Source organism: Cupriavidus basilensis OR16 (assembly GCF_000243095.1).
GTDB classification, from domain to species: Bacteria; Pseudomonadota; Gammaproteobacteria; order Burkholderiales; family Burkholderiaceae; genus Cupriavidus; species Cupriavidus basilensis_D.
Window position 1 is genome coordinate 1 of record NZ_AHJE01000021.1, and the last position, 25,638, is coordinate 25,638.

24 protein-coding genes and 3 pseudogenes are annotated in these 25,638 nt (G+C 66.8%); 14 read left to right on the forward strand and 13 right to left on the reverse strand.

Features of this window, described 5'->3' with window-relative positions:
- From OR16_RS08775 to OR16_RS08820, 12 genes and pseudogenes are all read left to right on the forward strand, one after another.
- Nucleotides 1–284, forward strand: a 284-nt coding sequence (locus tag OR16_RS08775) for an SDR family oxidoreductase (protein WP_006157614.1), incomplete at its 5' end; no start/stop codon positions are given.
- Nucleotides 285–341: 57 nt separating this feature from the next.
- The gene (locus tag OR16_RS08780; protein WP_006157615.1) at nucleotides 342–2,531 is read left to right on the forward strand and encodes an alpha-ketoacid dehydrogenase subunit alpha/beta; all 2,190 of its coding nucleotides are present in this window, start codon (nucleotides 342–344) and stop codon (nucleotides 2,529–2,531) included.
- 59 nt (nucleotides 2,532–2,590) lie between these two features.
- Entirely contained in the window at nucleotides 2,591–3,079 is a 489-nt protein-coding gene (locus OR16_RS08785; protein ID WP_006157616.1) for a VOC family protein, read from the forward strand.
- 1 nt (nucleotide 3,080) lies between these two features.
- Nucleotides 3,081–4,313 carry a pyruvate dehydrogenase complex dihydrolipoamide acetyltransferase gene (locus OR16_RS08790; RefSeq protein WP_006157617.1) on the forward strand — a complete coding sequence of 411 codons (1,233 nt, stop codon included), beginning with the start codon at nucleotides 3,081–3,083 and terminating at the stop codon, nucleotides 4,311–4,313.
- A gap of 64 nt (nucleotides 4,314–4,377) precedes the next feature.
- Nucleotides 4,378–4,905 (forward strand): annotated as a pseudogene (locus OR16_RS48160) (FAD-dependent oxidoreductase); the annotation flags it as partial.
- Between the two features lie 89 nt (nucleotides 4,906–4,994).
- Nucleotides 4,995–5,735: an FAD-dependent oxidoreductase gene (locus OR16_RS48165; RefSeq protein ID WP_423739640.1), complete on the forward strand. Its 741-nt coding sequence runs from the start codon at nucleotides 4,995–4,997 to the stop codon at nucleotides 5,733–5,735.
- Nucleotides 5,736–5,750: 15 nt separating this feature from the next.
- Nucleotides 5,751–6,491 carry an SDR family NAD(P)-dependent oxidoreductase gene (locus OR16_RS08800; protein ID WP_006157620.1) on the forward strand — a complete coding sequence of 247 codons (741 nt, stop codon included), beginning with the start codon at nucleotides 5,751–5,753 and terminating at the stop codon, nucleotides 6,489–6,491.
- 102 nt (nucleotides 6,492–6,593) lie between these two features.
- Complete coding sequence (gabD, locus tag OR16_RS08805; RefSeq protein WP_043419037.1) at nucleotides 6,594–8,042, forward strand: NADP-dependent succinate-semialdehyde dehydrogenase; 1,449 nt, start codon at nucleotides 6,594–6,596, stop codon at nucleotides 8,040–8,042.
- A gap of 85 nt (nucleotides 8,043–8,127) precedes the next feature.
- A pseudogene (locus OR16_RS45495) lies at nucleotides 8,128–8,349 on the forward strand (shikimate dehydrogenase); the annotation flags it as partial.
- A 104-nt stretch (nucleotides 8,350–8,453) separates the two neighbouring features.
- A complete protein-coding gene (locus tag OR16_RS45500) occupies nucleotides 8,454–8,918 on the forward strand; it encodes a shikimate dehydrogenase family protein (protein WP_006157623.1) in 465 nt (154 codons plus the stop codon).
- 248 nt (nucleotides 8,919–9,166) lie between these two features.
- Nucleotides 9,167–9,445, forward strand: coding sequence for a type II toxin-antitoxin system RelE/ParE family toxin (locus OR16_RS08815; protein ID WP_006157624.1), 279 nt, complete (start codon nucleotides 9,167–9,169; stop codon nucleotides 9,443–9,445).
- An 11-nt stretch (nucleotides 9,446–9,456) separates the two neighbouring features.
- On the forward strand, nucleotides 9,457–9,759 hold the full coding sequence (locus OR16_RS08820; RefSeq protein WP_006157625.1) for a HigA family addiction module antitoxin: 303 nt from the start codon (nucleotides 9,457–9,459) through the stop codon (nucleotides 9,757–9,759).
- A gap of 589 nt (nucleotides 9,760–10,348) precedes the next feature.
- Here OR16_RS08820 and OR16_RS08825 read toward each other — a convergent pair.
- The 11 genes from OR16_RS08825 to OR16_RS08870 form a co-directional block, all read right to left on the reverse strand.
- Nucleotides 10,349–11,506, reverse strand: a complete 1,158-nt coding sequence (locus OR16_RS08825) for a CaiB/BaiF CoA transferase family protein (protein ID WP_006157626.1) — start codon at nucleotides 11,504–11,506, stop codon at nucleotides 10,349–10,351.
- Nucleotides 11,507–11,617: 111 nt separating this feature from the next.
- The gene (locus tag OR16_RS08830; RefSeq protein WP_006157627.1) at nucleotides 11,618–12,379 is read right to left on the reverse strand and encodes a lipoyl protein ligase domain-containing protein; all 762 of its coding nucleotides are present in this window, start codon (nucleotides 12,377–12,379) and stop codon (nucleotides 11,618–11,620) included.
- A 65-nt stretch (nucleotides 12,380–12,444) separates the two neighbouring features.
- The gene (locus OR16_RS08835; RefSeq protein ID WP_006157628.1) at nucleotides 12,445–13,113 is read right to left on the reverse strand and encodes an SDR family NAD(P)-dependent oxidoreductase; all 669 of its coding nucleotides are present in this window, start codon (nucleotides 13,111–13,113) and stop codon (nucleotides 12,445–12,447) included.
- A gap of 132 nt (nucleotides 13,114–13,245) precedes the next feature.
- Nucleotides 13,246–14,268 carry an acetoin dehydrogenase dihydrolipoyllysine-residue acetyltransferase subunit gene (locus tag OR16_RS08840; RefSeq protein WP_006157629.1) on the reverse strand — a complete coding sequence of 341 codons (1,023 nt, stop codon included), beginning with the start codon at nucleotides 14,266–14,268 and terminating at the stop codon, nucleotides 13,246–13,248.
- Entirely contained in the window at nucleotides 14,268–15,284 is a 1,017-nt protein-coding gene (locus OR16_RS08845; protein ID WP_006157630.1) for an alpha-ketoacid dehydrogenase subunit beta, read from the reverse strand. The genes OR16_RS08840 and OR16_RS08845 overlap by 1 nt, the downstream gene beginning before the upstream one ends.
- 60 nt (nucleotides 15,285–15,344) lie before the next feature.
- Nucleotides 15,345–16,349: a thiamine pyrophosphate-dependent dehydrogenase E1 component subunit alpha gene (locus tag OR16_RS08850; RefSeq protein WP_006157631.1), complete on the reverse strand. Its 1,005-nt coding sequence runs from the start codon at nucleotides 16,347–16,349 to the stop codon at nucleotides 15,345–15,347.
- A gap of 19 nt (nucleotides 16,350–16,368) precedes the next feature.
- A complete protein-coding gene (locus tag OR16_RS08855) occupies nucleotides 16,369–17,487 on the reverse strand; it encodes an ATP-NAD kinase family protein (RefSeq protein WP_006157632.1) in 1,119 nt (372 codons plus the stop codon).
- Nucleotides 17,488–17,799: 312 nt separating this feature from the next.
- Nucleotides 17,800–19,410, reverse strand: coding sequence for a sigma-54-dependent Fis family transcriptional regulator (locus tag OR16_RS08860; RefSeq protein WP_423739641.1), 1,611 nt, complete (start codon nucleotides 19,408–19,410; stop codon nucleotides 17,800–17,802).
- A complete protein-coding gene (locus OR16_RS48170) occupies nucleotides 19,377–19,775 on the reverse strand; it encodes a hypothetical protein (protein ID WP_423739642.1) in 399 nt (132 codons plus the stop codon). Before OR16_RS48170 ends, OR16_RS08860 begins: the two co-directional genes overlap by 34 nt.
- A 222-nt stretch (nucleotides 19,776–19,997) precedes the next feature.
- Nucleotides 19,998–20,759, reverse strand: coding sequence for a haloacid dehalogenase type II (locus tag OR16_RS08865; RefSeq protein WP_006157633.1), 762 nt, complete (start codon nucleotides 20,757–20,759; stop codon nucleotides 19,998–20,000).
- Nucleotides 20,760–20,786: 27 nt separating this feature from the next.
- Complete coding sequence (locus OR16_RS08870; RefSeq protein WP_006157634.1) at nucleotides 20,787–21,749, reverse strand: aldo/keto reductase; 963 nt, start codon at nucleotides 21,747–21,749, stop codon at nucleotides 20,787–20,789.
- 291 nt (nucleotides 21,750–22,040) lie between these two features.
- Here OR16_RS08870 and OR16_RS08875 point away from each other — a divergent pair, with 291 nt between their 5' ends.
- Nucleotides 22,041–23,612 (forward strand): methyl-accepting chemotaxis protein, encoded by a 1,572-nt coding sequence (locus OR16_RS08875; RefSeq protein ID WP_043419046.1) that lies wholly within the window; start codon nucleotides 22,041–22,043, stop codon nucleotides 23,610–23,612.
- Nucleotides 23,613–23,859: 247 nt separating this feature from the next.
- On the opposite strand, the gene OR16_RS48175 is transcribed toward OR16_RS08875, so the two are convergent.
- Complete coding sequence (locus OR16_RS48175) at nucleotides 23,860–23,958, reverse strand: hypothetical protein (protein WP_423739643.1); 99 nt, start codon at nucleotides 23,956–23,958, stop codon at nucleotides 23,860–23,862.
- A gap of 284 nt (nucleotides 23,959–24,242) precedes the next feature.
- Nucleotides 24,243–24,470 (reverse strand): annotated as a pseudogene (locus OR16_RS47655) (AraC family ligand binding domain-containing protein); the annotation flags it as partial.
- Nucleotides 24,471–24,586: 116 nt separating this feature from the next.
- Here OR16_RS47655 and OR16_RS08885 point away from each other — a divergent pair.
- Nucleotides 24,587–25,507 carry an EamA family transporter gene (locus OR16_RS08885; RefSeq protein ID WP_043419039.1) on the forward strand — a complete coding sequence of 307 codons (921 nt, stop codon included), beginning with the start codon at nucleotides 24,587–24,589 and terminating at the stop codon, nucleotides 25,505–25,507.
- The last annotated feature ends 131 nt before the right edge of the window (nucleotides 25,508–25,638 follow it).

Genomic DNA, 25,638 nt, shown 5'->3' on the forward strand with positions numbered 1-25,638 from the left:
GTACCCAGGCAGCGGCACGCCGCATGGTGCGCCAGGGCGGCGTGCCGCTGCCTGGGTACGTCAACGCCGTATGCCCAGGCTACACCAGCACCGCGCTGATGGAAACGTTGCTGGCCAGCAAGGCCATCGACGGCGAAGCCTTGCTGGCGCGCACGCCGCTGCGGCGCTTCGGCGCGCCGCAGGAGATGGCGGAAGTCGCGCTCTTCCTGGCTTCGGACTCGGCCGCGTTCATCACCGGCCATGCGCTGGTCTCTGACGGCGGCTGGACCGCCGACGGCTTCTGAGCACGCTGTTCCCAACACGATTGAATACACCTTCGACCGGTAATCAAGGATTCTCAAATGTCTGAACGTAACGCCCTGCGCCCTGCCGCCGAATGGGTGGAACTGCGCACCACCGATGAAGACTGGGCCAAGGCCGACCCCGCCCTGCTCGGCACGTTGCTAAGCCACCTGCACCTGATCCGCGGCTTCGAGGAAGCCGTGCTCGAACTCGCCGCCGAAGGCCTGGTCCACGGCCCAGCGCACTCCAGCATCGGGCAGGAAGGCGGCGCCGCCGGCTCGATCGTGTCGTTGACCGGTGCCGACCAGATCAACGGCTCGCACCGCGGGCATCACCAGTTCATCTCCAAGGCGCTGGGCTATCTCGCGCCCAACGGCATCGACCCGCGCGCACCGCTGTCGGCAGATGTGCAAACCCTGCTGCAGCGCACGCTTGCGGAAATCCTCGGGCTAGCGCAGGGCTATTGCAAAGGCCGTGGCGGCTCCATGCATTTGCAGTGGGCCGAGGCTGGCGCGCTGGGGACCAACGCCATCGTGGGCGGCGGCGTGCCGATGGCTGCCGGGGCGGCGTGGTCGCACCGGCACGCGGGCACGGATGCGGTGGCCATCACCTACTTCGGCGATGGTGCGGTCAATATCGGCTCGGTGCTGGAGACCATGAACCTGGCGGCTGCGTGGAAGCTGCCGCTGTGCTTCTTTATCGAGAACAACCGCTACGCCGTCTCCACCACGGTGGAAGAATCCACCGCCGAGCCGCGCCTGTCCGCGCGCGGCATGGGCTTCAATATCCCGAGCTGGAAGGTCGATGGCATGGACCCGCTGGCGGTGTATCTCGCCACGCAGGAAGCCCTGGCACACATGCGCGCCGGCAAGGGTCCCACGGTCATCGAAGCCGATCTCTACCGTTTCTTCCACCAGAACGGCCCGTTCCCGGGGAGCGCCTTTGGCTACCGCACCAAGGAAGAAGAACAGCAATGGCGCGCGCGCGATCCGCTCGAACTGATGGCGCGCCGCATGCAGGAACGCGGCCTGATCAGCGCCGACGACATCGCCGCGCTGCGCGAGCGCATCAAGCAAGGCATGCGCGACGCCATGGCCGCGCTGACCGAGGCCGATCCTTCCGGCAAGCCTGGCAGGCGCCGCATCCGGCCTGAGCTGTGGCCGAGCCCGGATTTCCGCGACGTGGGCGTCCGTGGCGACCTGAGCGAACTGGAAGGCCTGCGCTGCGAGGACGAAGCGGGCTTCTCCGGCAAGCTGGACAAGCGCAAGTTCATCGACGTGGTGGCGGACGTCATGCACCGCCGCATGGAGACCGACCGGTCGGTGGTGGTGATGGGCGAGGACGTGCACCGCCTCAAGGGCGGCACCAACGGCGCCACGCGCGGCCTGCGCGACACCTTCCCGGACCGCGTGCTGGGCACGCCGATCAGCGAGAACGCGTTCGTGGGCCTCGGCGGCGGGCTGGCGCTGGATGGCCGCTACAAGCCCGTGGTCGAGTTCATGTACCCGGACTTCATGTGGGTGGCCGCCGACCAGGTCTTCAACCAGATCGGCAAGGCGCGCCATATGTTCGGCGGCGAGAGCGACGTGCCGCTGGTGCTGCGCACCAAGGTGGCGATGGGCACGGGCTACGGCTCGCAGCATTCGATGGACCCAGCCGGCATCTTCGCCACCAACCCGGGCTGGCGCATCGTGGCGCCGTCCACGCCGTTCGACTACGTGGGCCTGATGAACACGGCGCTGGCGTGCAAGGACCCTGTGCTGGTGATCGAGCACGTGGACCTGTACAACGCATCGGGCGTCGGGCCGGTCGACGATTTCGACTACCACCTGCCGGTGGGCAAGGCGGCGGTGCGCCGCAACGGCAGCGACGTCACCGTCATCACCTACCTGTCGATGGTCGCCCATTCGCTCGAAGCGGTGGAGCAGACCGGCATCGACGCCGAAGTGATCGACCTGCGCTGGCTGGACCGCGCCAGCCTGGACTGGGACACCATCGAGCAGAGCATCAGGAAGACCAACAATGTGCTGATCGCGGAGCAAGGCGCGCGTGGCACGTCCTACGGCGGCTGGCTGGCCGACGAGATCCAGCGCCGCTACTTCGACTGGCTGGACCAGCCGGTGCAGCGCGTGACCGGGGCGGAAGCCGCGCCGAGCATTTCCAAGGTGCTGGAGCGTGCCGCTGCCGCCCGCACCGAGGAAGTGGTGGAAGGCCTGCGGCAAGTGATGCGCGAAAAAGGCGCGACCTGAGCCCCGGGGCTTACCCGGCAAGCCAATTGAACGAATCCAAGGAAATCCAAGGAATTCCAATGACCCTGAACATGATTGTTCCCCTGGAGGTCGGCATCGCCGTGCGCGACCTGCCGCGCATGCGCCGCTTCTATGAGCAGGTGCTGGGCTTCACCTTCGTGAGCGAAGTTGCCGTGCCCGCGGCCAACGCCGTGCAGGCCGCGATGCATGCCGGCGGTTACACCGCCGTGCGCCTGCAGACGAACCATGGCGAGCGCATCAAGCTGCTGGCCCCGGTGCAAGCGCCGGCAGCCGAGCCCGCTCCCCAATACATCCTCGACAAAGCAAACGCCACCTACCTCACGTTTATCGTGGACGACATCCAGGCCGCGGTCGACAGGCTGATCGCCGCCGGCGTGGCGTTCCTGACCGGTCCGCAGCGCATTGAGGTGCGCCCCGGCACTTACCTCGCGTTCTGCCGCGACCCCGAAGGCAATGTGCTCGAGATCGTGCAGTACGCGGATATCGCGACTTATCGCCCCGACCTGCAACAGCCGAGGAATGCCTGACATGGCCACCCTGCTACGCATGCCTGAGGTGGCGGCCAATGCCACCCAGGCCACGCTGCAAGCGTGGACCAAGAACGAAGGCGATACGATTGCCGTGGGCGACTGCATCGCCGAGATCGAAACCGACAAGGCCGTGGTCGAACTCAATGCCGACTCGGCCGGCGTACTCGGCCGCCGCCTGGTCGCGGCGGGCCAGGACGTGGAAGTGGGCGCGCCGATCGGGGTCCTGCTGGTCAACGGCGAAACCAGCGTGGACATCGATGCGCTGATCGCGGCCTCCGGTGGCAGCACGCAAGCGCAGGAAGCCGTGGCGGCATCCGCTGGCGAGGCTGTTGCTGCTTCCAAGACTGCCGCACCGCAGGCCGTGCGCATCTTCGCCAGCCCCCTTGCCCGCCGCCTGGCTGCCCAACGCGGACTGGACCTTGCGGCATTGCGCGGCAGTGGCCCCAACGGCCGCATCGTCAAGCGCGATATCGAACAGGCCGCCGCGGTTCCTGCCGCTGCCGTCGCACCTGCCGTCGCGCCCCCGGCCGCACCGCAGGCCCAGCCCAGGGAAGCGCTCACCGAAGTCCCGCACAGCAATATGCGCCGCACCATTGCGCGCCGCCTGAGCGAGAGCAAGTCCACCATCCCGCATTTCTACCTCACGGCAGATTGCCGCATGGAGCGGCTGCTGGCGCTGCGCACGGAGATCAATGCCAATGCGCCGCGCAAGATCTCGCTCAACGACTTCATCGTGCGCGCCGTGGCAGTTGCCTTGCGCGAGGTCCCGGACGCCAACGTCGGCTGGACCGACGCGGCCATGCGGCATTTCCAACAAGCGGATATCGCCGTGGCGGTGTCCACCGACGCCGGCCTGATCACGCCCATCGTGCGCGCGGCAGACACGAAGCCGCTGTCGCTGATCAGCACCGAGATCGCCGACCTGGCGACGCGCGCGCGTGCTTCGCAACTGCGGCCCGAGGAGTACCAGGGCGGCAGCTTCAGCGTGAGCAACCTGGGCATGTTCGGTGTGTCCGAGTTCTCCGCCATCATCAATCCGCCACAGGCCGCCATCCTTGCCGTGGGCGCCACGCAGGCAGTGCCGGTGGTGGAAGACGGCGAACTGAAGGTCGGGCAGGTCATGCGCTGCACGCTGTCGGTGGACCACCGCGCCATCGACGGCGCGCTGGCTGCGCAATGGTTGGCCGCGTTCAAGCGCCTGCTTGAAAACCCATTGTCGATGCTGATCTGAGGACCATGACGTGGCAAATTCCTCCTTTGACCTGATCGTCGTCGGCGGCGGCCCCGGCGGCTATGTGGCAGCGATCCGTGCCACGCAGCTCGGCATGAAAACCGCGCTGGTCGAGAAAGAGCACCTGGGCGGCGTCTGCCTGAACTGGGGCTGCATTCCCACCAAGGCGCTCCTGCGCTCCGCCGATGTGCTGCGCCTGGTCAGGAACGCGGCGTCCTTTGGCGTGCGCGCAGCCGCGCCCACTGCCGACCTGCCGGCCATGGTGGCCCGCTCCCGCGCGGTTGCCGCGCAGCTCAACAAGGGCGTGGTCCACCTGATGAAGAAGCATGGCGTCACCGTGCTCAACGGCCACGGACGGTTAGCGGGCAAGGGCAAGCTGGACGTCACCGCGCCGGATGGCAAGACGAGTACCGTGTCGTCCGCCCACATCCTGCTTGCCACCGGCGCGCGCGCCCGCCAGCTGCCCGCGCTGCCGGCGGACGGCAAGACGGTCTGGACCTATCGCGAGGCGCTGGCGCCGCCCGTGGTGCCAAAGCGCATGCTGATCGTCGGTGCCGGTGCCATCGGCATCGAGTTCGCCAGCTTCTATCAGGCGGTGGGCGTCGAGGTGACGGTGATCGAGATGGCGGACCGCATCCTGCCAGCATCCTGCCAGCGGAGGATGCCGACATCTCCGCGCAGGTGGCCAACAGCCTGCGTCGGGAAGGCATCGTGCTGCATACGGCTGCCAGCATCGGGAGCGCGGAACGCAAGGCGTCCGGCTGGTCCGTCGAGCTGCGAGGCGGCAAGCCCGGCGGCGCGAAGATCGAGGCCGATGTCGTGCTGGTGGCGGCAGGTATCGTCGGCAACGTGGAAGACCTCGGCCTGGAGAAGACCGCCGTCAGGGTCGAGAAGACGCATATCGTGACCGACGCGTTCTGCCGCACGGCAGAGCCCGGCGTGTACGCCATCGGTGACGTGGCGGGCCCGCCCTGGCTGGCGCACAAGGCTAGCCACGAAGGCGTGATCTGCGTGGAACAGATCGCCGGGCTGCACCCGCATGCACTCGATACAACGCGCATCCCGGCCTGCACGTACAGCCATCCGCAAGTGGCCAGCGTAGGCCTGACCGAGGCACAGGCCAGGGAGCGCGGCCATCAGGTCAAGGTCGGCAAGTTTCCTTTCGTCGGCAACGGCAAGGCCATTGCCATGGGCAGCACCGCGGGCCTGGTGAAAGTCATATTCGACGAAGGCAGCGGCGAACTGCTCGGCGCCCATATGGTGGGCGACGAGGTCACCGAGATGATCCAGGGCTACGCCATCGCGCAGACGTTGGAGACCACCGAGGCCGACCTGATGTCCGCCGTCCTGCCGCACCCGACCATGTCCGAGGCCATGCACGAAGCCGTGCTTGCGGCCTACGGGCGCGCGCTGCATATCTGACCTCCCGGAGAGAACATGTACAACTTCGATCAACGCACCCTGTTGCTGACCGGCGCCAATGGCGGCATCGGCCGTGAAACCGCCAAGTTGTTCCTGGCGCACGGCGCCAACCTGGTACTGACGGATCTCGACGAACCCGGCCTCGCTGGCTTTGCGCGCGAGCTGGACCCCACCGGCGAGCGCATCGCCACGCTGCGCATGGACGCCGCCAACCCCGACGATTGCGCCCGCGCCGTGGCACTGGCGCAGGACCGCTTCGGCGGCATCGATTTCCTGGTGCCGTCGGCCGGCTTGTACCAGGCCCAGCCGGTCGCGCAGATGAGCGATGCGCAATGGCGGCAGACGCTGTCCATCAACCTGGATGGCGTGTTCTATCTTGTGCGCCGCGCCATTCCCGCGCTGCGCGAGAACAGCGCCATTGTCAACCTGACGTCGGTGGCTGCGCATCGGGGCGCTTACTACAATGCGCACTATTCGGCCTCCAAGGGCGGGCTGCTCAGCCTCACCCGCAGCCTGGCGCGGGAACTCGGGCCGCGCACCCGTGTCAATGCGGTATCGCCGGGGGTGATCGAAACCCCCATGACCACCGAGCTGGTCCAGAAACGTGGCGCCGATTCCGTCGAGCAGACACCGCTCAAGCGCCTCGGCCACCCGCGCGAGATCGCCACCGCCATCGGCTTCCTGTGCAGCGACGCGGCCAGCTTTGTCACCGGCGAGGTGCTGCACGTCAATGGCGGGCTGTATATCGCGGGCTGATCATCGGTCCGGCGGCCAACAAGATCGCCGGATCCTGCTAACCTGCCGTCAGCGGCGCTGCGCCGAATCCCCCCAACATCGCTACGGAACCGGAACCAGACCATGTTGCAACTCCAAGACCCCTCCCTGCTGCGCCAGCAGTGCTATGTCGATGGCTGCTGGATCGATGCAGAGCGCCATATCGACGTGACTAATCCCGCCACCGGCGAGCGCGTCGGGCAGGTGCCTGTGCTGGGCGCGGATGAAACCCGCCAGGCCATCGAGGCCGCCAGCCGCGCCCTGCCGGCCTGGCGCGCGCGTACCGCCAAGGAGCGCTCCGCGCTGCTGCGCAAGTGGTTCGAATTGCTGCTGGCGAACCAGGACGACCTGGCCCGCATCATGACCGCCGAGCAAGGCAAGCCCTTTGCAGAAGCGCGCGGCGAGATCGGCTACGCCGCCTCCTTCATCGAGTGGTTCGCCGAGGAAGGCAAGCGCGTGTACGGCGAGACCATTCCCGCGCCAGTGAGCAACCAGCGCATCGTTGTCACCAAGGAACCGGTGGGCGTGTGCGCGGCCATCACACCGTGGAATTTCCCGGCGGCCATGATCACGCGCAAGGCTGGCCCTGCGCTGGCGGCCGGTTGCACCATGGTGGTCAAGCCCGCCTCGCAAACCCCGCTGACCGCGCTGGCCATGGTGGTGCTGGCCGAGCGCGCCGGCATCCCGGCCGGCGTGTTGTCGGTGGTGACCGGCTCGGCCGCCGCCATCGGCAGCGAGCTCAGCACCAACCCGCTGGTGCGCAAGCTCACCTTCACCGGCTCCACCGAAGTCGGCCGCACGCTGATGGCGCAAACGGCATCCACCGTCAAGAAGGTCTCGATGGAACTCGGCGGCAACGCGCCCTTCATCGTGTTCGAGGATGCCGACCTGGATGCCGCCGTGGAAGGCGCCATCGTGTCCAAGTACCGCAACGCGGGACAGACCTGCGTCTGCGCCAATCGCCTTTATGTGCACAGCAAGGTCTATGACGCCTTCGCCGAAAAGCTGGTCGCGGCGGTGCGCGCTCTGAAGGTGGGCAACGGCATGGAAGACGGCGTGCGCATCGGACCGCTGATCGACGGCAAGGCCGTCACCAAAGTCGAGGAACACATCACCGACGCGATCTCCAAGGGTGCGCGCGTGCTGCAAGGCGGCAAGCGTCACGCGCTCGGGCAATCGTTTTTCGAGCCTACCGTGCTGGCCGACGTGAAGCCCGGCATGCTGGTAGCGCGTGAGGAAACCTTCGGCCCGCTCGCGCCGCTGTTCCGCTTCGAGACCGAGGACGAAGTGGTCGCCATGGCCAACGACACGGAATTCGGCCTGGCGAGCTATTTCTACGCACGCGATCTCGGCCGCGTGTGGCGCGTTTCCGAGCGGCTCGAGTACGGCATGGTCGGCGTCAACACCGGCCTGATCTCGAACGAGGTGGCGCCCTTCGGCGGTGTCAAGCAATCGGGCGTGGGACGCGAAGGCTCTCACTACGGCATCGAGGACTACCTGGTCATCAAGTACACCTGCATGGCCGGCATCTAAGCCATCGGCATGCCCGCGGGACGGAGCGCGTCCGTCCCGCCTCCCTTCTCCCTCCCCCTTCCTCCACATTACCCACAATCCCGCAATGCAGATCGATGGCAGTACCCAGCTTGTCGGCATCATCGCCGCCCCCATCGCGCACGTGCGCACGCCGCAACTCTTCAATGCCTCGGTCGCCCGCCAGGGCCTGAACGCCATCTGCGTGCCCTTCCATGTGGATTCAGCGCAATTGCAGGCATTCCTTGCCGGTGCGCCGGCCGCGCAAAACCTGCAAGGCCTGGTGGTCACCATCCCGCACAAGGAAAACGTGGTCGCCGCCTGTGGCGAGCTGACTGACACCGCCCGCCTGGTCGGCTCCGTCAACGCCATGCGCTTGGACCGCGAGAAAGGCCACGCGAACGCGGCCACAGCTTGTCCGGCAAGCGCGTGCTGCAGCTTGGCGCCGGCGGCGCCGGCAAATCGATGGCCTACGCCATCGCCCGCGAGAGCCCCGCAGAACTGGTCATCTACAACCGCTCCGCCGGCAAGGCCGAAGAGCTCGCCGCGAGCCTGAGCAAAGCGCTGCCATCCGTCCCGATCCGCAGCGGCGACAACAACCCCTCCGGCTTCGAAGTAGTCGTCAACGCCACGGCCCTCGGCCTGCGCGACACGGACCCCACGCCAGTACCCGCGCAACAGCTGAGCGCAGGCACGCTGGTGTGCGAAGCGGTGGTGCGCGATGGCGATACGCCCCTGCTCAAAGCCGCGCGCGAACTAGGTTGCACGGTGCACCACGGGCAGTGGATGCTGTACGGTCAGATCGTGGAAATCTCGCGCTTCCTTGGCGTTCCGCTGGCACCTGAGTTTGTCGAACGGATCCTGGGGCCAGCGGACTGAGCGCGGCAACCTTCGAAATGCCCGGATAGAGCGCTGCCGCCAGATCAACGATTCGGTGTAGCCGTGTGGAGCGCCCCCAGGGGCGGGCCACACCCCAGCGCGATGCGAAGCGAGTCGTCAAGGCGTACCAGGCTGTATGGGGCGCCTCGTCGGCAGGCAAAAAGGGCGGCCGGAAAGACACCGGCATGCCACAAACCCCGAAGATAATAACGCTTGACGTTAATAACGCATGACGTTACTATCAATCCATGATCACCTCGTTCAATTGCCGGGATACTGAGACGGTCTTTGCTGGTACCCGGGTTGCCCGGTTCGCCAACATCGAGAAGGTCGCGATGCGAAAGCTACAGCAACTGCATGCCGCCACTGAACTCAACTTCTTGCGCATCCCACCGAACAACAGGCTGGAAGCGCTAAAAGGAGATCGCGCGGGACAGTTCAGCATCCGCATCAACGATCAATGGCGCATCTGCTTTCGTTTCGCCAACGGCAACGCGACCGACGTCGAGATCGTCGACTACCACTAAAGGAGCAATCCATGGCACGAGACATTCCGCTGGCCACGCCAGGCGAGATCCTGCAACTGGACTGGCTTGAGCCGCTTGGGATCAGCCAATACGCGCTCGCCAAGGCAATCGATGTCCCACCTCGGCGTATCAACGAAATCGTCAAGGGCGAGCGCGCCATTACCGCCGATACGGCCGTCCGACTCGGCGTGTTCTTCGGCACCGATGCCCAAAACTGGATGAACCTCCAAACCCACTACGACACCGAGATGGCAAAGGAAAAGATCGGCGCGGAGAAATTGGCAGCGATCAAGGAGCATGCCATCGCCGCTTAGCGCCTGGCCTCCCCCACGTCATGCGAGCCCACCGGGGGTTCCGGGCGTGGGGCCTCCGGCACGCGGCATGCGAGAGTGAACGCCCGCCCTCTCCCCCGGTTGCTCTCCCGCCACGCGGGAGAGGGGAACAAACTGGTGGATGGCAGACGGTAGCGTGCCGGCAGATGCCGCCCCGCGCGAAAGCCCAAACGTTCGACATCCGAGGACCAAGGCAAGAGCGCCGCCGCCAGATCAACGATTCGGCGTAGCCGTGTGGAGCGCCCCCAGGGGCGGGCCACACCCCAGCGCGATGCGAAGCGAGCCGTCAAGGTGTACCAGGCCGTATGGGGCGCCTCGTCGGCAGGCAAAAAGAGCGGAAAAGAGGGACCCATGTTTGAGTATCGCCTTAAGGCGATGCGAGTTTGGGGCCCGGCCGCTCTTTTTGCCTGCCGACGAGGAGGGTGTCGCCCCATCCGGCGCGCCTTTTTTGCCTGCAAGACAAAAAAGTAGGTCGCCCCCCGCAGGGGGGTGAAACTGCCTTTGACGTTAAGCAGCTGCAGTTGCAGTTGCAGTTGCAGTTGCAGTTGCAGTTGCAGTTGCAGTTGCAGTATCAAATCACCCCATCCCTCCGCAACCCGCTAATCACCTCCCCCGCCACGCCCCAATCCCGCAACACCGCCTCGCTATCCGCACCGGGCTCCACAGGCGCCTGAGGCACGGCAGCCGGCGTGCGGCTGAAGCGCGGCGCCGGGGCCGGCTGCATCACGCCGTCGATTTCCAGGAAGGTTTCCCGCGCGCGATTGTGCGGATGCTGCGGCGCCTCGTCCCAGTCCAGCACCGGCGCAAAGCAGGCGTCGCTGCCTTCCAGCAGCTCGCACCACTGCGCGCGCGTGCGGGTGAGGAACAGCGTGGTCATGCGGGCCTTGAGCTCGGGCCAGTGGCGCTTGTCGAGCTGCTTGTCGAAGAGCGGGTCGTCCAGGCCGCAGCGCTCGCGCAGCAGCGCGTAGAACTGCGGCTCGATGGCGCCTACCGCCACATACTTGCCATCCGCGCACGCATAGGTGTCATAGAAATGCGCCGCCCCGTCCAGCAGGTTGTCGCCGCGCTGGTTGGTCCAGCGCCCGGCGGCCTTGAAGCCGTACATCATGGCGGACAGCAAGGCCGTGCCGTCGGTCATGGCCGCGTCCACCACTTGCCCCTTGCCGGAGTTGCGGGCTTCGTTGACGGCACACATCACGCCAAACGCCAGCAGCATGCCGCCGCCGCCAAAGTCGCCAACGTAGTTGAGCGGCACCACGGGCGGCTCCCCCGCCCGGCCGATGGCGTGCAGGGCGCCGCCAATGGCGATGTAGTTGATATCGTGGCCGGCGGCCTGGGCCAGCGGGCCATGCTGGCCCCAGCCGGTCATGCGGCCGTACACCAGCGCCGGATTGCGCGCCAGGCAAGGCTGCGGCCCCAGGCCCAGGCGTTCCATCACGCCAGGGCGGAAGCCTTCGATCAGCACGTCGGCCTTGGCGATCAGGTCCAGCACGACCTCGGCCGCGCCGGGCTTGCGCAGGTCGATGGCCAGGGAGCGCCTGCCGCGCGCGGTCACGTCGCATTGCGCGCGGCCGGCGCCGGTGGCCGGCGCCTCGCCCGGCTTGGCTGGGCGCGGGCGGTCGATGCGGATCACCTCGGCGCCCTGGTCGGCCAGCATCATCGCGCAGAACGGCGCCGGGCCGATCCCAACCATTTCCACCACTTTCAGTCCAGCCAACGGTCCCGCCATGTCCTGTCTCCGGTTGTGCGCTCCCGCGAAGGAAGCGTCTTGCCGGTCAGTTTGCCACGCTCGCCGGGATACGGAATCGTCAATAACGACGAAACCGCGCGCGACGACGGCCTAGGCCTGGGCCGGAATCGTCGCCGCGAAAGCCGGCGGTGTCGCGGCAAGCGCCTCGCCGAGCGCTTGCGACGTGCGCTCGGCGAGATCGCCGGGCACCGGCTGCCCACTATCGGCCAGCGCCTGGGCCACGCTGACCACCTTGTCGGCACGGTAGTGGCGCCCGCTGCCTATAGCGGCCTCGAAATGGTTGGCGCGGCCGTTGATCTCCTGCGGATCGGCGCTGACCAGCAGCACAGCGTGCGCCAGCACCACGTGCAGGCTAGCGTCGCCTGCGCCCGCCACGCGGCGCCAGTATTGCGCGGTGCCGGCAATCTTGCGGGCCTGCTCCGGCGGGCCCCAGGCCAGGTTGAAACGGCCATCGCAAAACGAGCCGTCCACTGCCTGCCAGTGCGTGCGCAACCCAAGGCGGCGCAACGCGGCGGCCAGCACCGCGCACAGATGCAGATAGACCGGCTCGGCATGGGTCCCAGCGCCCCCGCGCACCGGGTAGGCCAGGCTCAGGTTGACGATGCCCGGGCCCTGCGGCACCAGGCCTCCGCCTGACAGGCGCAGCCAGACCGGGCAGCCACGCGCGGCAAAATCGGCGCGCGCGGCCTCCAGTTGCGCATGCCGCAGGTAGCTGCGCGGCACCACCAGCGAAACCGGCGCCTGCCACAGGTGCGCCAGCCAGCGGCCGGCGGATGCCTGTTCCAGCAGCGCCTGCTCGGCGTGCAGGGGATTGGGGTCGGATGGATCGGGATCGAGGAATTCAAAGCGCATGGCATGACCGGTAAGCGCCGGGGCGCAAGGCGCGCATGCCGGGCCGCACCGCGGCCCGGTGCCGGTCAATGGAAGGTGAAGCCACCGTCGACGTTGACCGACTGCCCGGTCACATTGTCCATGGTCGCGAAGAACAACGCCATCCGCCCCATGTCTTCGGGCGTCTGCGCCCGCCCCTGCGGGATCAGCTTGACGGTGATGCCGTCGCGTGCGACTTCCTTGGCCAGGGCGTTGGTGAAGCCGACCACCGCGAACTTGGAGGCGCTGTAGTGGGCAAGGTTGGGGAAACCCTCCTTGCCGGCGATCGAGGCGACGTTGATGATGCGGCCCTTGCGCTGTGCTTTCATGTGCTCTAGCGCGGCCTGGCAGCCGAGGAAGGTGCCTTTGGCGTTGACGTCCATGACGAAGTCCCAGTCACGCTCGCTGAGTGCATCGACCGGGTGGATGCTGATGACACCTGCGCAGTTGACCAGGATATCCAGGCCGCCGAGCTGGTCGAGTGCTTGCCCGATCATGGCGCGGTGCATCTCGGCCTTCGTCACGTCGACCTTGAGGGTGCTCACCCGGCGGCCGAGCGCGCGCACTTCTTCCGCGGTTTCGCGCATGGCGTCTTCGAGAAGGTCGGCGATCAGGATGTCGGCGCCGGCTTTGGCGAGTGTCAGGGCGATGCCTCGGCCGATGCCACGGGCACCGCCGGTGATGACGGCTACTTGTCCCTTCAGGGATTCGTCCATGGGTGGTCTCCTTTGCTTGTTTTGTTGATTTTCTTCAGTGCATACAGCAACGAAATACGTCGCGCGACGCGCTGGCCTTCTCCCCTCTCCCGCTTGCGGGAGAGGGGAGCTAACCGGCGGAATTCAAGGTCGTCAGCCGCCGATATGCCGCTTGAGCAGCGCATTCACCTCGTTGGCTTTCTCCATCTGGCTCATATGGCCCGCATCGTCGAACACCTTCACCGTCGCGCCGGCTGGCGCATTGGCCGCATGCGACGCGGGGATGATCTGATCCTGCGCGCCCCAGATCACCAGCACCGGCTTGCCGGTGCCTCCCAGCCTGTGACCGGGCAGTTCGGTTTGCCGGCCGCCACCGAACAGGCTGGCGCCGAGCGCGCCGAGCGCTTCCGTAACGCCGTCCAGCCGCTTGTACCTGAGCAGGTCGTCCAGCATCTGGCGGCTGACCAGCCCGGCATCGGCGAACAGGAGTTCCACCAGCGCGACCGAGCGCACGCGTTGCGGCGCGTCCACCGCTAGCTGCGCGGCTACGCCGCCGCCCATCGAATGGCCCACCAGGTGGGCCTGCCCGATGTCGAGTGCATCCATGAAATGCGCGACGAACCCTGCCAGCGATGCCAGCGTGGTGCCGGGCAGCCTGGGCGTGGCGTGTCCGTGCGCCGGCAGGTCCAGCGCGATGACGGTGTGCGCATCGGCCAGTGCGTCGAGGTTGAACAGCCAGTTGTCCAGATCCCCGCCGAAGCCATGGATGAACAGTACGGTGTCCGCGCCCTCCCCGCGCTTTGCGTAGCGCACGCGAATGCCGTCGACATCGATGAACTGATAGGCGGCTGCTGCGGCGCCCTCGTCTTGCTCATCGGCGGCGGGCGTTTCATAGGCGGCGACAAAGGCGTCGATGTCCGCGTCGCTGACCTCGGGCGGCGCCAGCACACCGAGCAGCGCCTTGACCGGCAGGATGTCGCCCACGGCCGCCACCTTGCGGCGCAGGGTGCCGGCGTCCGGTGCTTCCACCGCATTGGCGATCTTGTCGGTCTCCACGTCCAGGATCGGCATGCCGACCGTGATCTGCGTACCTTCCTCGACCAGCCAGTCGTTGATCGTGCCCTCTTTCATCGACAGGCCCCATTTGGGCATGACGATCGGAGTGATATCGGCCATCAGTGTTTCCCTCCCTTCACGGTCTTGCGCGCGGCGTCGGCGATGTGCGCCGCGCTGGGGATGTAGAGGTCTTCCAGCGCGGGCGAAAACGGCACCGGCGTGTGCGGCGGGCAGACCATCTCGATGCCGGCCTTGAGCGCGCCGAACGCGCGCTGCGCCACCTGTGCCGAGATGTCGGTAGCGATATTGCAACGCGGGCTGGCTTCGTCCACCACCACCAGGCGGCCCGTGTGTTCCACCGACTCCAGCACGGTGTCGATATCCAGCGGCGAGAGCGTGCGCAGATCCACGATTTCCGCCTCGATGCCTTCCTTGGCCAGCGTGGCCGCGGCTTCCAGCGCGCGGTGCACCATCAGGCCATAGGTGACGATGGAGACGTCCTTGCCGTCGCGCACGATGTTGGCCTCGCCAAAGGGGATTGCGTATGAGTTCTCCGGCACCTCGCCTTCGAAGCCGTAGAGGTTCTTGTGCTCGCAGAAGATCACCGGATCGTTGTCGCGGATCGCCTGGATCAGCAGGCCCTTGGTGTCATACGGCGTGCTGGGGCACACCACCTTGAGGCCTGGGATATGCGTGAACAGCGGCGTCAGCATCTGGCTGTGCTGGGCCGCCGCGCGAAAGCCCGCGCCCACCATGGCGCGGATCACCACCGGCGTCTCGGCCTTGCCGCCAAACATGTAGCGGAACTTGGCCGCCTGGTTGAAGATCTGGTCGAAGCACACGCCCATGAAATCGATGAACATCAGTTCGGCAATCGGGCGCATGCCGCAAGCGGCGGCGCCGATGGCCGCGCCCACATAGGCGGATTCAGACAACGGCGTGTCGAGCAACCTGTCGCCGTGCTTGGCGTACAAGCCCTTGGTCACGCCGAGCACGCCGCCCCAGGCGTCTTTCTCCCCGTCCGCGCCGGCGCCGCCGACGATGTCTTCGCCGAGCATGATCACGCTCGGGTCACGGGTCATTTCCTGGTCGATCGCCTCGTTGATCGCCAGCTTCATGCTTAATTTGCGGGACATGGTGTGGTCTCCTGATCGTGCTTGCTGTCGTTATGTCTTGGAATGGCTGAGGCCGGGCGCTCAGTAGCTGACGTACACATCGGTCAGCAGGTCGGCGGGCGTGGGGAACGGCGCCGCCTTGGCCTGCTGCACCGCGTCCTCGATCAGCGCGGCAACCTGCTCGTCGATGGCCTTGAGCTCCTCCAGCGCGATCACGCCGGCCTGGGTCACGGTGGCGGTGAACTTCTTCAGGCAATCCTTGTTGGCGCGGATATCGTCGAGCTCGCCGGCGGCACGATAGGTTTGCGCGTCGCCTTCGAAGTGGCCGTAGAAGCGGACCATCTTGCATTCCAGCAGGGCCGGGCCGCCGCCTTCGCGGGCACGCTTGATGACTTCGCCCGCAGCCTCGTGCACGGCGAAGAAATCAGTGCCATCCACCGTCACGCCGGGAATGCCGAAACCGGCGGCGCGGTCCACGTAGCTGTCCACTGCCGTGCCGTAGTCGCGCGCGGTGGATTCGGCATAGCCGTTGTTCTCGATCACGAAGATCACCGGCAGGTTCCACACCGCGGCCAGGTTCAGGCTCTCCAGGAAGGTGCCTTGGTTGGACGCGCCGTCACCGGCAAAGGTGATGCCGATCTCGCCCTTGCCGCGGAACTTGGCGGCCAGCGCGGCACCGCAGACCAGCGGCGCGCCCGCGCCCAGGATGCCATTGGCGCCCATCATGCCCTTGGACAGGTCGGCGATATGCATGGAGCCGCCCTTGCCGTTGCAGGAGCCGCCCTTGCGCCCGTAGATCTCCTTCATCATCGCCACCGGATCCACGCCCTTGGCGATGCAGTGGCCGTGGCCGCGGTGCGTGCTGGCGATGCGGTCGCCGTCGCCCAGGTGATGCAGGATGCCGACCCCGGCGGCTTCCTCGCCGGCGTAGAGGTGGACGAAGCCGGGGATATCGCCACGCCCGAAGTCCACGTGCAGGCGCTCTTCGAAATCGCGGATGGTGCGCATCCTGCGATAGACGGCGAGCAGTTCCTGCTTGTCGAGGGGCAGCGTGTTCCCGGTGGTACCGGATGCGTTGGCTGTCATGTCTGTCTCCTTCATGATTTCATGATTTTGTGGTGGCGGTAAAAAGCTCGGTGAGTGGCTGGGGTGGGGGTGGGGGTTGCTGCGGCGGCGCACACTCGCCGCGCATCAGCCCCGCCGCGGCGGCGTAGCGCATGCAGGCCGCCACGTCGATGCTCAGGAAGGCGTGCTCGCGCAACGTCACGGTGACTTCGTCCCGCGGGCCGAATACCAGCTCGCGCTCGCCGTCGAGCGCGACGATGCCGGCGCGCTGGCGCACGCGGTGCGCAACACCGTTGGTCAGGCGCTCCCAGCCCGCGATGGGCACCGCGCGCAGCAGGCCCGGCGCGATTGGCGCGCGCAGCGCGAAGCGGCCTTCGCCGGGTGCCGCCAGCTCGATCGCCAGGCCGCCGGACTCATGCCTGCCCACGGGTTCCAGCAAGCCGCCGATGGCGGACAGGCCAATCGCCTGCGGATCGGCGAAGGACACGTAGACCGCGCCCAGCGTCTCGGTCTTCCACAAGGCGCGTGCGCCGATGAAATGCTCGTGGGAGATCACGGCGTCGACCAGGGCGATGTCGCGGCGCACCTCGTCGTCGCCGGCAATCGCGATGTCCAGCCGCTTGTTGCCGGCCAGCGCATGCGCGGCGGGAATGCGGCCGCTGGCAAACAGCCCCGTGGCCAGCCCGGTGATGGTGGGCTCGCGCATTTCGGGATAGGCGTTGTTGGTGCCGGTAGAGATGCCGGCAATCGGCACGTTGCCGCATTCGCGCACCACCGCGCGGTGGGTGCCATCGCCACCGAGCACGATGATGGCGGCAACGCCCGCCTCGCGCAGCATGCGCGCGGCCAGCAAGGTGTCGTCGACGCGCGCGGTGACCGGCATGTCGAGGTACGCCACTTCCGGCAGCGCGGCGTCCGGCCCCTGGCGGCGCGACAGGTGGCGCGCCAGCAGCACGCGCATGCCTTCGCGGTCCGGCATCATCAGCACGCGGCCAACGCCACAGGCGGCCAGCGCGGCCAGCAGGCGCAGCACGATATTGACGCGATCGGCCAGCTGCAGCGTGTTGGCGTTGGCGATCACGCGGCGGATATCGCGCGCGGAAATCGGGTTGGCGATGATGCCGACCAGTGGCCGGCCGGCCAGCGCTTGCTCACCCATGCCTGTCTCCTGTCTTTCTGGTTATGACAGGCATATCGCAACGGCCGTGCCAACCCGTATCAGCACGTCGGAGGCGGAAAAAACTCGGGATTACCCCAGGAAAATGCGGGGCGTGCAGGGATATTGCGGGCCATGCGCACGCCGCGGCGTGACAGGTGTCACAGCATCACGTGTACAGAGGGGTGAACAGGTGTAGCGGGTGTAGCGGGTGTGTAGCGGGTGTAGCGGGTGTAGCAAGTGTCGCGGGGATCTTGCGCTGGGCAGGGAAGGCGGTGCGGGCGAGCCGCGCCGCCATGCTCGCTGGCTGGCTGGCTAATGCGCCGCGTCGCGCTGGTTGGGCGACGCGATGCCGTAGCGCGCCATGCGGCGGTACAGCGTCATCCTGCTCACGCCGATCTGGCGGGCCACCGCGCTCAGGTTCCAGCCAGCCGCGCGCAGGTATTGCACTTCCGGCGGCAATGGATGCGGATCGAAGCCAGCGGCTGGCAAGGCCGGCGCGCAGGCGGCTTCGACGGCCGCGCTGCCCGGCGGGACGCTGGCGCAAACCGCAAGCCAGCCCTGCTGCGCCGTCCCCTCGCCAATCCCTTCCGGGAGATCCTCCACCTCGATGTGGCCGTCGTCGCAGACCGCCCGCGCGTACTCCAGCGCATTGCGCAGCTCGCGCAGGTTGCCGGGCCAGCGGTGCGCGTGCAGCCGCGCACGCGCTGCGGGCGACAGGCTCATGGTAGCCGGCTTGCCGCCGCCATCCAGCATCTTGCCGATCAGCCAATCCAGGTCCGTGCGCTCGCGCAGCGGTGGCAGCATCAGCCGCGCGCCGTTGAGCCGGTAGTACAAGTCCTCACGGAAGCGCCCGCTGCTCACCAGCTGGTCCAGCGGATGGTGCGTGGCGGAAATCACCCGCAGGTTGACCGGCACCGGGCGCGCCGCGCCGATGGAGAGCACCTCGCCTTCGGCCAGCACGCGCAGCAGGCGCGATTGCAGCTCGCGCGGCATATCGCCGATCTCGTCGAGGAACAGCGTGCCGCCGTCGGCCTCCTGGATCAGCCCGCGCTTGGGCCGGGAGCCGGCGCCCGAGAAGCTGTTGGGCAGATGGCCAAACAGCTCGCTCTCGATCAGGGATTCGGGAATCGCCGCGCAATTCACTGCCACGAAGGGGCCGTCGCGGCGCGCGCTGGCCTGGTGCAGGGCCTTGGCCAGGTATTCCTTGCCGCTGCCGGTTTCGCCGTTGATCAGCAGGTTGATGGGCGAATCGACCAGCTTGGCGGCGCGCAGCAATTGCTGCTGCAGCGCGGCGTCGCCACCGCACAGCGCAGCCAGTGGCGCCTGCAGCGGCGTGGCCCGCCCAGCGTTGTCGCGCGCGCGTTGCCAGCGCAGGGCCGGCGGCATCACGCTCAGGTATAGCCGCGCGCCGCTGCGGGCCAGCGCCAGCGCGCGCTGTTCGCTGGGGCGCGAATGGACGAAGCGGCCCAGCTCATCGAGCCGCGCCTCGAACAGCGACTCGAACGGCATGCCCAGCAGCGCCGCGCCGCCGGGGGCTACCCCCAGTTCCGCCTCCAGCATCTGCTGCGCGCGGCGGTTATGGCCGACGATGCGGCCACCGGCATCGAGCGCCAGCAGGTATTCCGGGTTGACGTCGACGAACTCCGGCGCGGCATTGAGCTTGAGGATCCAGTCTTCGCGGTGGCTGCGCACGAAGCTGGCGTTCTCGATCCGGCTGGCGTAGATGCGCACCATCTGCAGCGCCAGGCCCTGGCTATCCTTGGCCTGCGGCGAAGTCAGCGCGGAAATATCGAGGATGGCGCAGAGACTGCCGTGCGAATCGAACAGCGGCGCGGCGGTGCAGGTCAGCGGGATATGCGTGGCATCGAAATGATCCGCCTGGTGCACGGTCAGCGCCTGGCCGGTGGCCAGCGCGGTACCCACCGCACAGGTGCCGGCGCCGGATTCGCTCCATTATCGGCGTTGGCGTCGCCCAGGTAATCCACCGTCACGCCCTGCGCATCGGTCAGCAGCACCACGTAGCCCATGCCGGCCACCTGGCTATAGAGCGTCTGCAGCCCGTGGCGGGCGATCCGTGCGAAATCGTCGATGCGCTGCTGATGCTCGCGCAGCCGGGTCTGCGGCAGGATGCGCGCCTCTTGCATGCGCGCCGGATCCAGCCCGTACTGATGCACGCAGCGCCGCCACGAATTCTGGATGATGGTTTCCGGCGCACGCACCATCGGCGCGCTGGCGCGGGTGGTGAGCCGGACTACCGTGTCGATGTGCTCGCGTTGCCGCAGGTCCATCGTGGTCTCCTTGTCGTCTCCTGGCGCGTGGCCCTGCCGGCGCGCCAACTCCCGGCTCTGGCGTGGCCTCTGTGCGCCGCGGGGTTGCGGCGTGGGCGGCCGGGAGTCTTAATGTATCCGACAGGGAGCACCTTGGGCAAACCCGAATGCGCCGGCCAGGCGCAGGCGCCGGGCTTGCACCGCCGGAAGTGCGCGAGCCAGCGCATGCAGGCGCTCAAGCGCTCAAGCGCCCAGCCGGCCCGCCAGCGCCGTCAAGCTATCCACCACCACGTCCCAGTCCGACTCGGCCGCCAGATCCTTCGACTGGTTCGGCCCGTACTCCGTCGGCCGGTTGACATAGGCGGTGCGCATGCCGTGCGAGCGGCCATGCCGCAGGTCATTGTTGTGCGCCGCAACCAGCATCACCTCGGACGGCTGCAGGTCGAAGAAGGCAATCACGCCTTGGTAGATCTCCGCCTCCGGCTTGAAGTGGCGCACGATGTCCGCGCTGAACACCGCGTCCCACGGCAGGCCGGCATGCTTGGCCGTATCGACCAGGCACTGCACGCTGCCATTGGAAAAGGTCGAGATGATATAGCGCTGCTTTAGCCGCGTGAGGCCGGGCACGGTATCCGGCCAGCCGCGCAGGCGGTGCCAGGCGCGGTTGAGGTGGTCTTTCTCCGTTTCGCCCAGGTCCTCGATGCCGAACTGATCGAGCAGCGCATCGAGCCGCTCGCGATGCAGCACGTCGATATTGGCCCATGGCCGCTCACCCTTGCGCACGCGCTCCATGCCGGGCACATAGCCGGCGCGCCAGGCGTCGGCGAAGGCGGTCCAGTCGGCTTCGATGCCCTTCTTCCGCCCGAACGCGGACAGCTCGGCGATGACGCTGGTGCGCCAGTCCACCACGGTGCCGAATACGTCGAACACCAGCGCCTTGACCGCGCTCAGGTCCGGCGTGTTCCCATTGGCGCCATGAGCGTGGCTCTTCCTGTTCTCATGCATCCCGTGTCTCCTCCAGGCTGGCCGCGCTCAGGCGCTGGCCTGATCCAGCAACGCGATATCGGCGGCGCCCAGTTGCAGGCGCGTGGCGGCAATCAGGTCATCCAGCTGCGCCAGCGAGGTCGCGCTGGCAATTGGCGCGGTAATGCTGGGGCGCGCGATCTGCCAGGCCAGCGCAACCTGCGTCGGGTTGGTGGCGGTGCGCGCCGCGACTTCGTCCAGCGCCGCCAGGATGCGCAGCCCGCGCGCGTCCAGGTAGGCCTTCACGCGCTGCCCGCGCGCGCCGCTCTTGTCCAGGTCGGCCTCGGAGCGGTACTTGCCGCTCAGAAAGCCGCTAGCCAGCGCATAGTAGTTGAACACGCCCAGGCCTTCACGCAGCACCAGCGGCTCCAGCTCGCTCTCATATTCGCTGCGGGTATAGAGGTTGTAGTGCGGCTGCAGGCTTTCATAGCGTGGCAGGTTGTAGCGGCGGCTGGTTTCCAGCGCCTCGGCCAGGCGCGCGGCGGTGTAGTTGGAGGCGCCTATGGCGCGCACCTTGCCAGCCTTGATCAGGCGGTCGTAGGTGTCCAGCGTTTCTTCCAGCGGGGTGTCCGGGTCGTCGGTATGCGACTGGTAGAGATCGATGTAGTCGGTCTGCAGGCGTTGCAGCGAAGCGTCGACGGCCCGTTCGATATAGGCACGCGACAAGCCCTTGCGGCCTTCGCCCATGTCCATGCCCACCTTGGTGGCCAGCACCACGCTGGCACGCTTGCCGCTGCGCTTGAACCACCTGCCGAGGATGGCTTCGGACTCGCCCCCCTGGTTGCCTGGCACCCAGCGCGAATACACGTCGGCCGTATCGATGAAGTTGAGGCCGGCACCGGCAAAGGCATCGAGCAGCTTGAAGGAAGTGGCCTCGTCGGCGCTCCAGCCGAACACATTGCCGCCGAATGCCAGGGGCGAGACTTCCAGCCCGGACCGGCCCAGTTTGCGCGTGGTGATGCTTGAGGTCATGCGTTTTGCTCCGCGGGTTGCATCGAGCCGGCCGTGATCCGGGCGCGGCGAAAGGCACATTGTAGGCAGGGATCGAAAAGCCTGCCGGCTCGGAATCGAGAATCGAGAATCTCTTAAGGCACTTTTCAATCTGCCATTCAAGTCCCACCGGCGATGCGTCGTTAACCGGCTGTGGCCAGGCTCCGCGCAGCGAGCGGAATCGTCCCCGCTGTGCCCCCTCTGTCAACACCAAGGTCAGGCCGATGCCGCGCCGCAGGCGCGAACGGCTGCCCGTTCCCGCTAAGCATGATCATGAATCGAATCTCGTTGAACGCCAAACTCTGGGCCGCGCTGGTGGCGATGTGGCTGGCCCTGCTGGCGCTGGGCACCTGGGGCGCCGTGCACACCCGCGCCACCATGATGGCCGAGCGCCGCGAGAGCCTGCAGTCGCTGGTGGCCACCGCCGAAGGCGTCATCAAGCTCTACGTGGACCGCACCGCCAACGGCACCATGAGCCTTGAAGCCGCGCAGGCAGCGGCCAAGGACACGCTGCGCGTGATGCGCTTCGGCGACAAGGGCTACCTGTTCCTGCTCAACTCCAAGCCACAGGTGGTGCTCAACCCCGGCCTGCCGGATACGGAAGGCAAGATCGTGGGCGACTTCAAGGACCCCGACGGCAAGCTGGTCTACCAGAGCATCGTCGATGCGGGCAAGGCGGGCGCGCGCGCCGGCGCCAGCCCCGATGACAGCTTCGTCACCTACCGCGGCCGCATCCCGGGCACGGAAACCCCCGCGCGCAAGCTGACCTACGTGCGCTATGTGCCGGCCTGGGACTGGCACGTGGCCACCGGCGTGTACCTCAAGGACATCGAAAACAGCTTCCAGGACAACCTGATCTCGGTGGCCGTCAGCACCTTGCTGATCGGCGCGCTGGTGTCGGTATTCATGCTGGCCATCATGCGCACCGTGCGCAGGAGCCTGGGCGGCGATCCGGCCTACGCCACCGAGGTGGTCACGCGCATCGCCGAGGGCGACTTCACCGTGCCCGTGCGCATCCACGCCGGCGACCAGACCAGCCTGCTGGCAGCCATGCAACGCATGCAGCAGCGCCTGTCCGGCACGCTCGGCGAGATCCGCGGCGCGGCGGACTCGATCGCCTCGGCCACGCAGCAGATTTCCGCCGGCAATACCGACCTGTCGCAACGCACCGAGGAACAAGCCTCGGCGCTGGAGCAAACCGCGTCGAGCATGGAAGAGCTGACGGGCATCGTGCGCCAGAACGCGGACAATGCGCGCCAGGCCAGCTCGCTGGCGGTCAACGCCTCCGATATCGCGCAACGCGGCGGGCAGGTGGTCAACCAGGTGGTGACCACCATGGGCGAGATCAACGGCGCCTCGCGCCAGATCGTCGACATCATCGGCGTGATCGAAGGCATCGCCTTCCAGACCAATATCCTGGCGCTGAACGCCGCCGTGGAAGCGGCCCGCGCCGGCGAACAAGGCCGCGGCTTCGCCGTGGTGGCGGGCGAGGTGCGCAGCCTGGCCCAGCGCTCCGCTACCGCCGCCAAGGAGATCAAGGGCCTGATCGACAACTCGGTGGCCCAGGTGGACAACGGCTCCGCGCTGGTCGCCAAGGCCGGCCAGACCATGCAAGACATCGTCGGCGCCGTCAAGCGCGTGACCGACATCATGGGCGAGATCAGCGCGGCCTCGAACGAGCAGAGCGCCGGCATCGAGCAGGTCGGCCAGGCGGTCAACCAGATGGACACGGTGACCCAGCAAAACGCGGCGCTGGTGGAACAGGCCGCCGCCGCGGCCGCAGCGCTGGCCGAACAGGCGCAATCGATGATGCGCTCGGTGGCGTCGTTCCGACTGGCTGCATAGGGGATAGGGGATAGGGGATAAGGGAAACCAGGAAGGCAGGACCGAGGGGATGGTCAGAAGCCCGCGCCTCACCGGCAGCGGGCTTTTTCGTTTCATGCCGACGCCGGCACCGCATTGGCTGATCTGCGCCGAGGCCGTACACGGCGTGTTCTCCCACGGTTCATCACCTGGCCCGCCGTAGATACCCCCCCGAGATTTCTGCGCGCCACCGAAGGAGATCACCCAAGTTCGGATCGGGATTGGATGCCTAAGCGCCTCGTTCTGCGAAGTATCGGCTGGGCACCTCCCCCAGCACATGCTTGAAGGCCGTCGCGAATGCACTTGCGCTGCTGTAACCCAGCTCCATTGCAACGCGCGTAACGGGTTCGCCTTTGCCGAGCCGAACCACGGCCGGGCTGGCAATGGCGCATTGAGACGTAGCGCGGGCATCTCGGCGATCTCGTGCAGCAACAGACCCATCAGATGGCCATCGCGCCCATCGGTCGCATAGAGCGCGGGCACGTCGCGCGCCTTCTGCAGCAATTGCTTCAACAGCGGCGACACATCGAAGACCTGGCAATGCGCAGGCAGGCCCAGGCGCTGCGCGGCCTGCTTGCGGATGTAGGTATTGAGCATGGTGACCGGCCCGCGCATCTGCATGGCGTGAGGCAGCCGGGCCGGCACCCAGACAGCGCGCTGGGGCGGCACCACCCAGTTGCCTTCTTCGGTGAGTACCGTGATGACACCACGCGCGGCATAGGCGAATTGCCCGCGCTGATGGAGGTGCGATGGGAAAAGCGCGCCGTCCGCGTAGTCTCGTGCCGTCACGACGGCATCGCGCGGCGTGTTCTCGTAGGGATCGATCGTGGTTTTCAGCATGGCCTGATTCTATTGCTTTCTGACCCGCAATCGAATGCAGGCCATGCGGATTTCCGGCAAATTTCCGTCGATGCCGAGGCTTTACGCCTTGCAACCCAGGAAGAGGCACACCGACCATGCAGAGAAAACACCTGTTGCTGGCCGTCGTCGTGACGGCCGTTTGGGGATTCAACTTCCCCATCACCAAACTCGGGCTAGCCGAGATCGATCCACTGCTGTTGACGGCCATGCGTTTCACGCTGGCCGCTTTGCCGTGGGTCTTCTTCGTGAAACGACCGCAAGTGGCCTTCCACTGGCTAGCGATCTATGGATTGATCTTCGGGGTGGCGATGTGGGCATTGATCAACCTGGGGATCGCGATGGGCGTACCGCCCGGCAGCGCCTCATTGTTGATCCAGTTCAGCGCATTCTTCACGTTGGGCTGGGGCGTGTTGTTGTTCCGTGAAAGCCTGGCATTGCCCCAGTTGATCGGCGTCATGCTGGCTGCCATCGGGCTGGCGGGCATCCTGCTGGGCAGTCCCGGCAAAGCCACCACGATTGGTTTTGTATTGGTGATGGTCAGCGCCGTGGCATGGAGCATCGGCAATATCGTCATCAAGGTCTCCAAGGTACGCGAGATTCTCGCCTTCGTGGTGTGGGCCAGCCTGTTCCCGCCGATTCCGCTGTTTCTGTTGACCTGGCTGCTGCATGGGCCGGCGCCGTTCACCGCGTTGCCCTCGCATTTGAACGGCGTCGCCATGTTTTCACTGGCGTTCCAGGTCTACGGCGCGACGCATTTCTGCTATTGGGGATGGAACCTGCTGTTGCGCGAGTACCCGGTGTCGCGGGTTGCGCCCCTGTCGCTGCTGATTCCGGTGTTCGGCATCATCAGTTCCATGTTCATCATCGGCCAACGCCCCAGTGCCCCGGATGGCGTCTCCATTGCGCTGATCCTGCTGGCACTCGCCGTCGGCGTGAAGCAGGGCCGCATCTTGCTGACAAGGCGGCCCGTTGCGCGCCGGCCGCTTGAAAGCCGAGTCCCCATGAGGGAGCCTTGAGCGGCACCGGCCCAGCCCGGCACGGGCTCCGGTCTTTCGACGTCTGCAACGCGCCACGGGCATTGGCAAGTTCCAGTTGCCTTGCGTCGCGATGTATGTCAGTTTACCGGACATTGACATCCAGCATACTG

Excerpts from the sequence above, each read along its gene's own strand:
- OR16_RS08790 (WP_006157617.1), top strand. The coding sequence starts at position 3,081 with ATGGCCACCCTGCTACGCATGCCTGAGGTGGCGGCCAATGCCACCCAG.
- OR16_RS08850 (WP_006157631.1), bottom strand. The coding sequence starts at position 16,349 with ATGACAGCCAACGCATCCGGTACCACCGGGAACACGCTGCCCCTCGAC.
- OR16_RS08865 (WP_006157633.1), bottom strand. The coding sequence starts at position 20,759 with ATGCATGAGAACAGGAAGAGCCACGCTCATGGCGCCAATGGGAACACG.
- OR16_RS08815 (WP_006157624.1), top strand. The coding sequence starts at position 9,167 with ATGATCACCTCGTTCAATTGCCGGGATACTGAGACGGTCTTTGCTGGT.
- OR16_RS08780 (WP_006157615.1), top strand. The coding sequence starts at position 342 with ATGTCTGAACGTAACGCCCTGCGCCCTGCCGCCGAATGGGTGGAACTG.
- OR16_RS08885 (WP_043419039.1), top strand. The coding sequence starts at position 24,587 with ATGCAGAGAAAACACCTGTTGCTGGCCGTCGTCGTGACGGCCGTTTGG.
- OR16_RS08835 (WP_006157628.1), bottom strand. The coding sequence starts at position 13,113 with ATGGACGAATCCCTGAAGGGACAAGTAGCCGTCATCACCGGCGGTGCC.
- OR16_RS08825 (WP_006157626.1), bottom strand. The coding sequence starts at position 11,506 with ATGGCGGGACCGTTGGCTGGACTGAAAGTGGTGGAAATGGTTGGGATC.
- OR16_RS08845 (WP_006157630.1), bottom strand. The coding sequence starts at position 15,284 with ATGTCCCGCAAATTAAGCATGAAGCTGGCGATCAACGAGGCGATCGAC.
- OR16_RS08870 (WP_006157634.1), bottom strand. The coding sequence starts at position 21,749 with ATGACCTCAAGCATCACCACGCGCAAACTGGGCCGGTCCGGGCTGGAA.
- gabD (WP_043419037.1), top strand. The coding sequence starts at position 6,594 with ATGTTGCAACTCCAAGACCCCTCCCTGCTGCGCCAGCAGTGCTATGTC.
- OR16_RS08830 (WP_006157627.1), bottom strand. The coding sequence starts at position 12,379 with ATGCGCTTTGAATTCCTCGATCCCGATCCATCCGACCCCAATCCCCTG.
- OR16_RS08840 (WP_006157629.1), bottom strand. The coding sequence starts at position 14,268 with ATGGCCGATATCACTCCGATCGTCATGCCCAAATGGGGCCTGTCGATG.
- OR16_RS08855 (WP_006157632.1), bottom strand. The coding sequence starts at position 17,487 with ATGGGTGAGCAAGCGCTGGCCGGCCGGCCACTGGTCGGCATCATCGCC.
- OR16_RS48175 (WP_423739643.1), bottom strand. The coding sequence starts at position 23,958 with ATGGAGCTGGGTTACAGCAGCGCAAGTGCATTCGCGACGGCCTTCAAG.
- OR16_RS08800 (WP_006157620.1), top strand. The coding sequence starts at position 5,751 with ATGTACAACTTCGATCAACGCACCCTGTTGCTGACCGGCGCCAATGGC.
- OR16_RS08820 (WP_006157625.1), top strand. The coding sequence starts at position 9,457 with ATGGCACGAGACATTCCGCTGGCCACGCCAGGCGAGATCCTGCAACTG.
- OR16_RS48170 (WP_423739642.1), bottom strand. The coding sequence starts at position 19,775 with ATGGACCTGCGGCAACGCGAGCACATCGACACGGTAGTCCGGCTCACC.
- OR16_RS08785 (WP_006157616.1), top strand. The coding sequence starts at position 2,591 with ATGACCCTGAACATGATTGTTCCCCTGGAGGTCGGCATCGCCGTGCGC.
- OR16_RS08875 (WP_043419046.1), top strand. The coding sequence starts at position 22,041 with ATGAATCGAATCTCGTTGAACGCCAAACTCTGGGCCGCGCTGGTGGCG.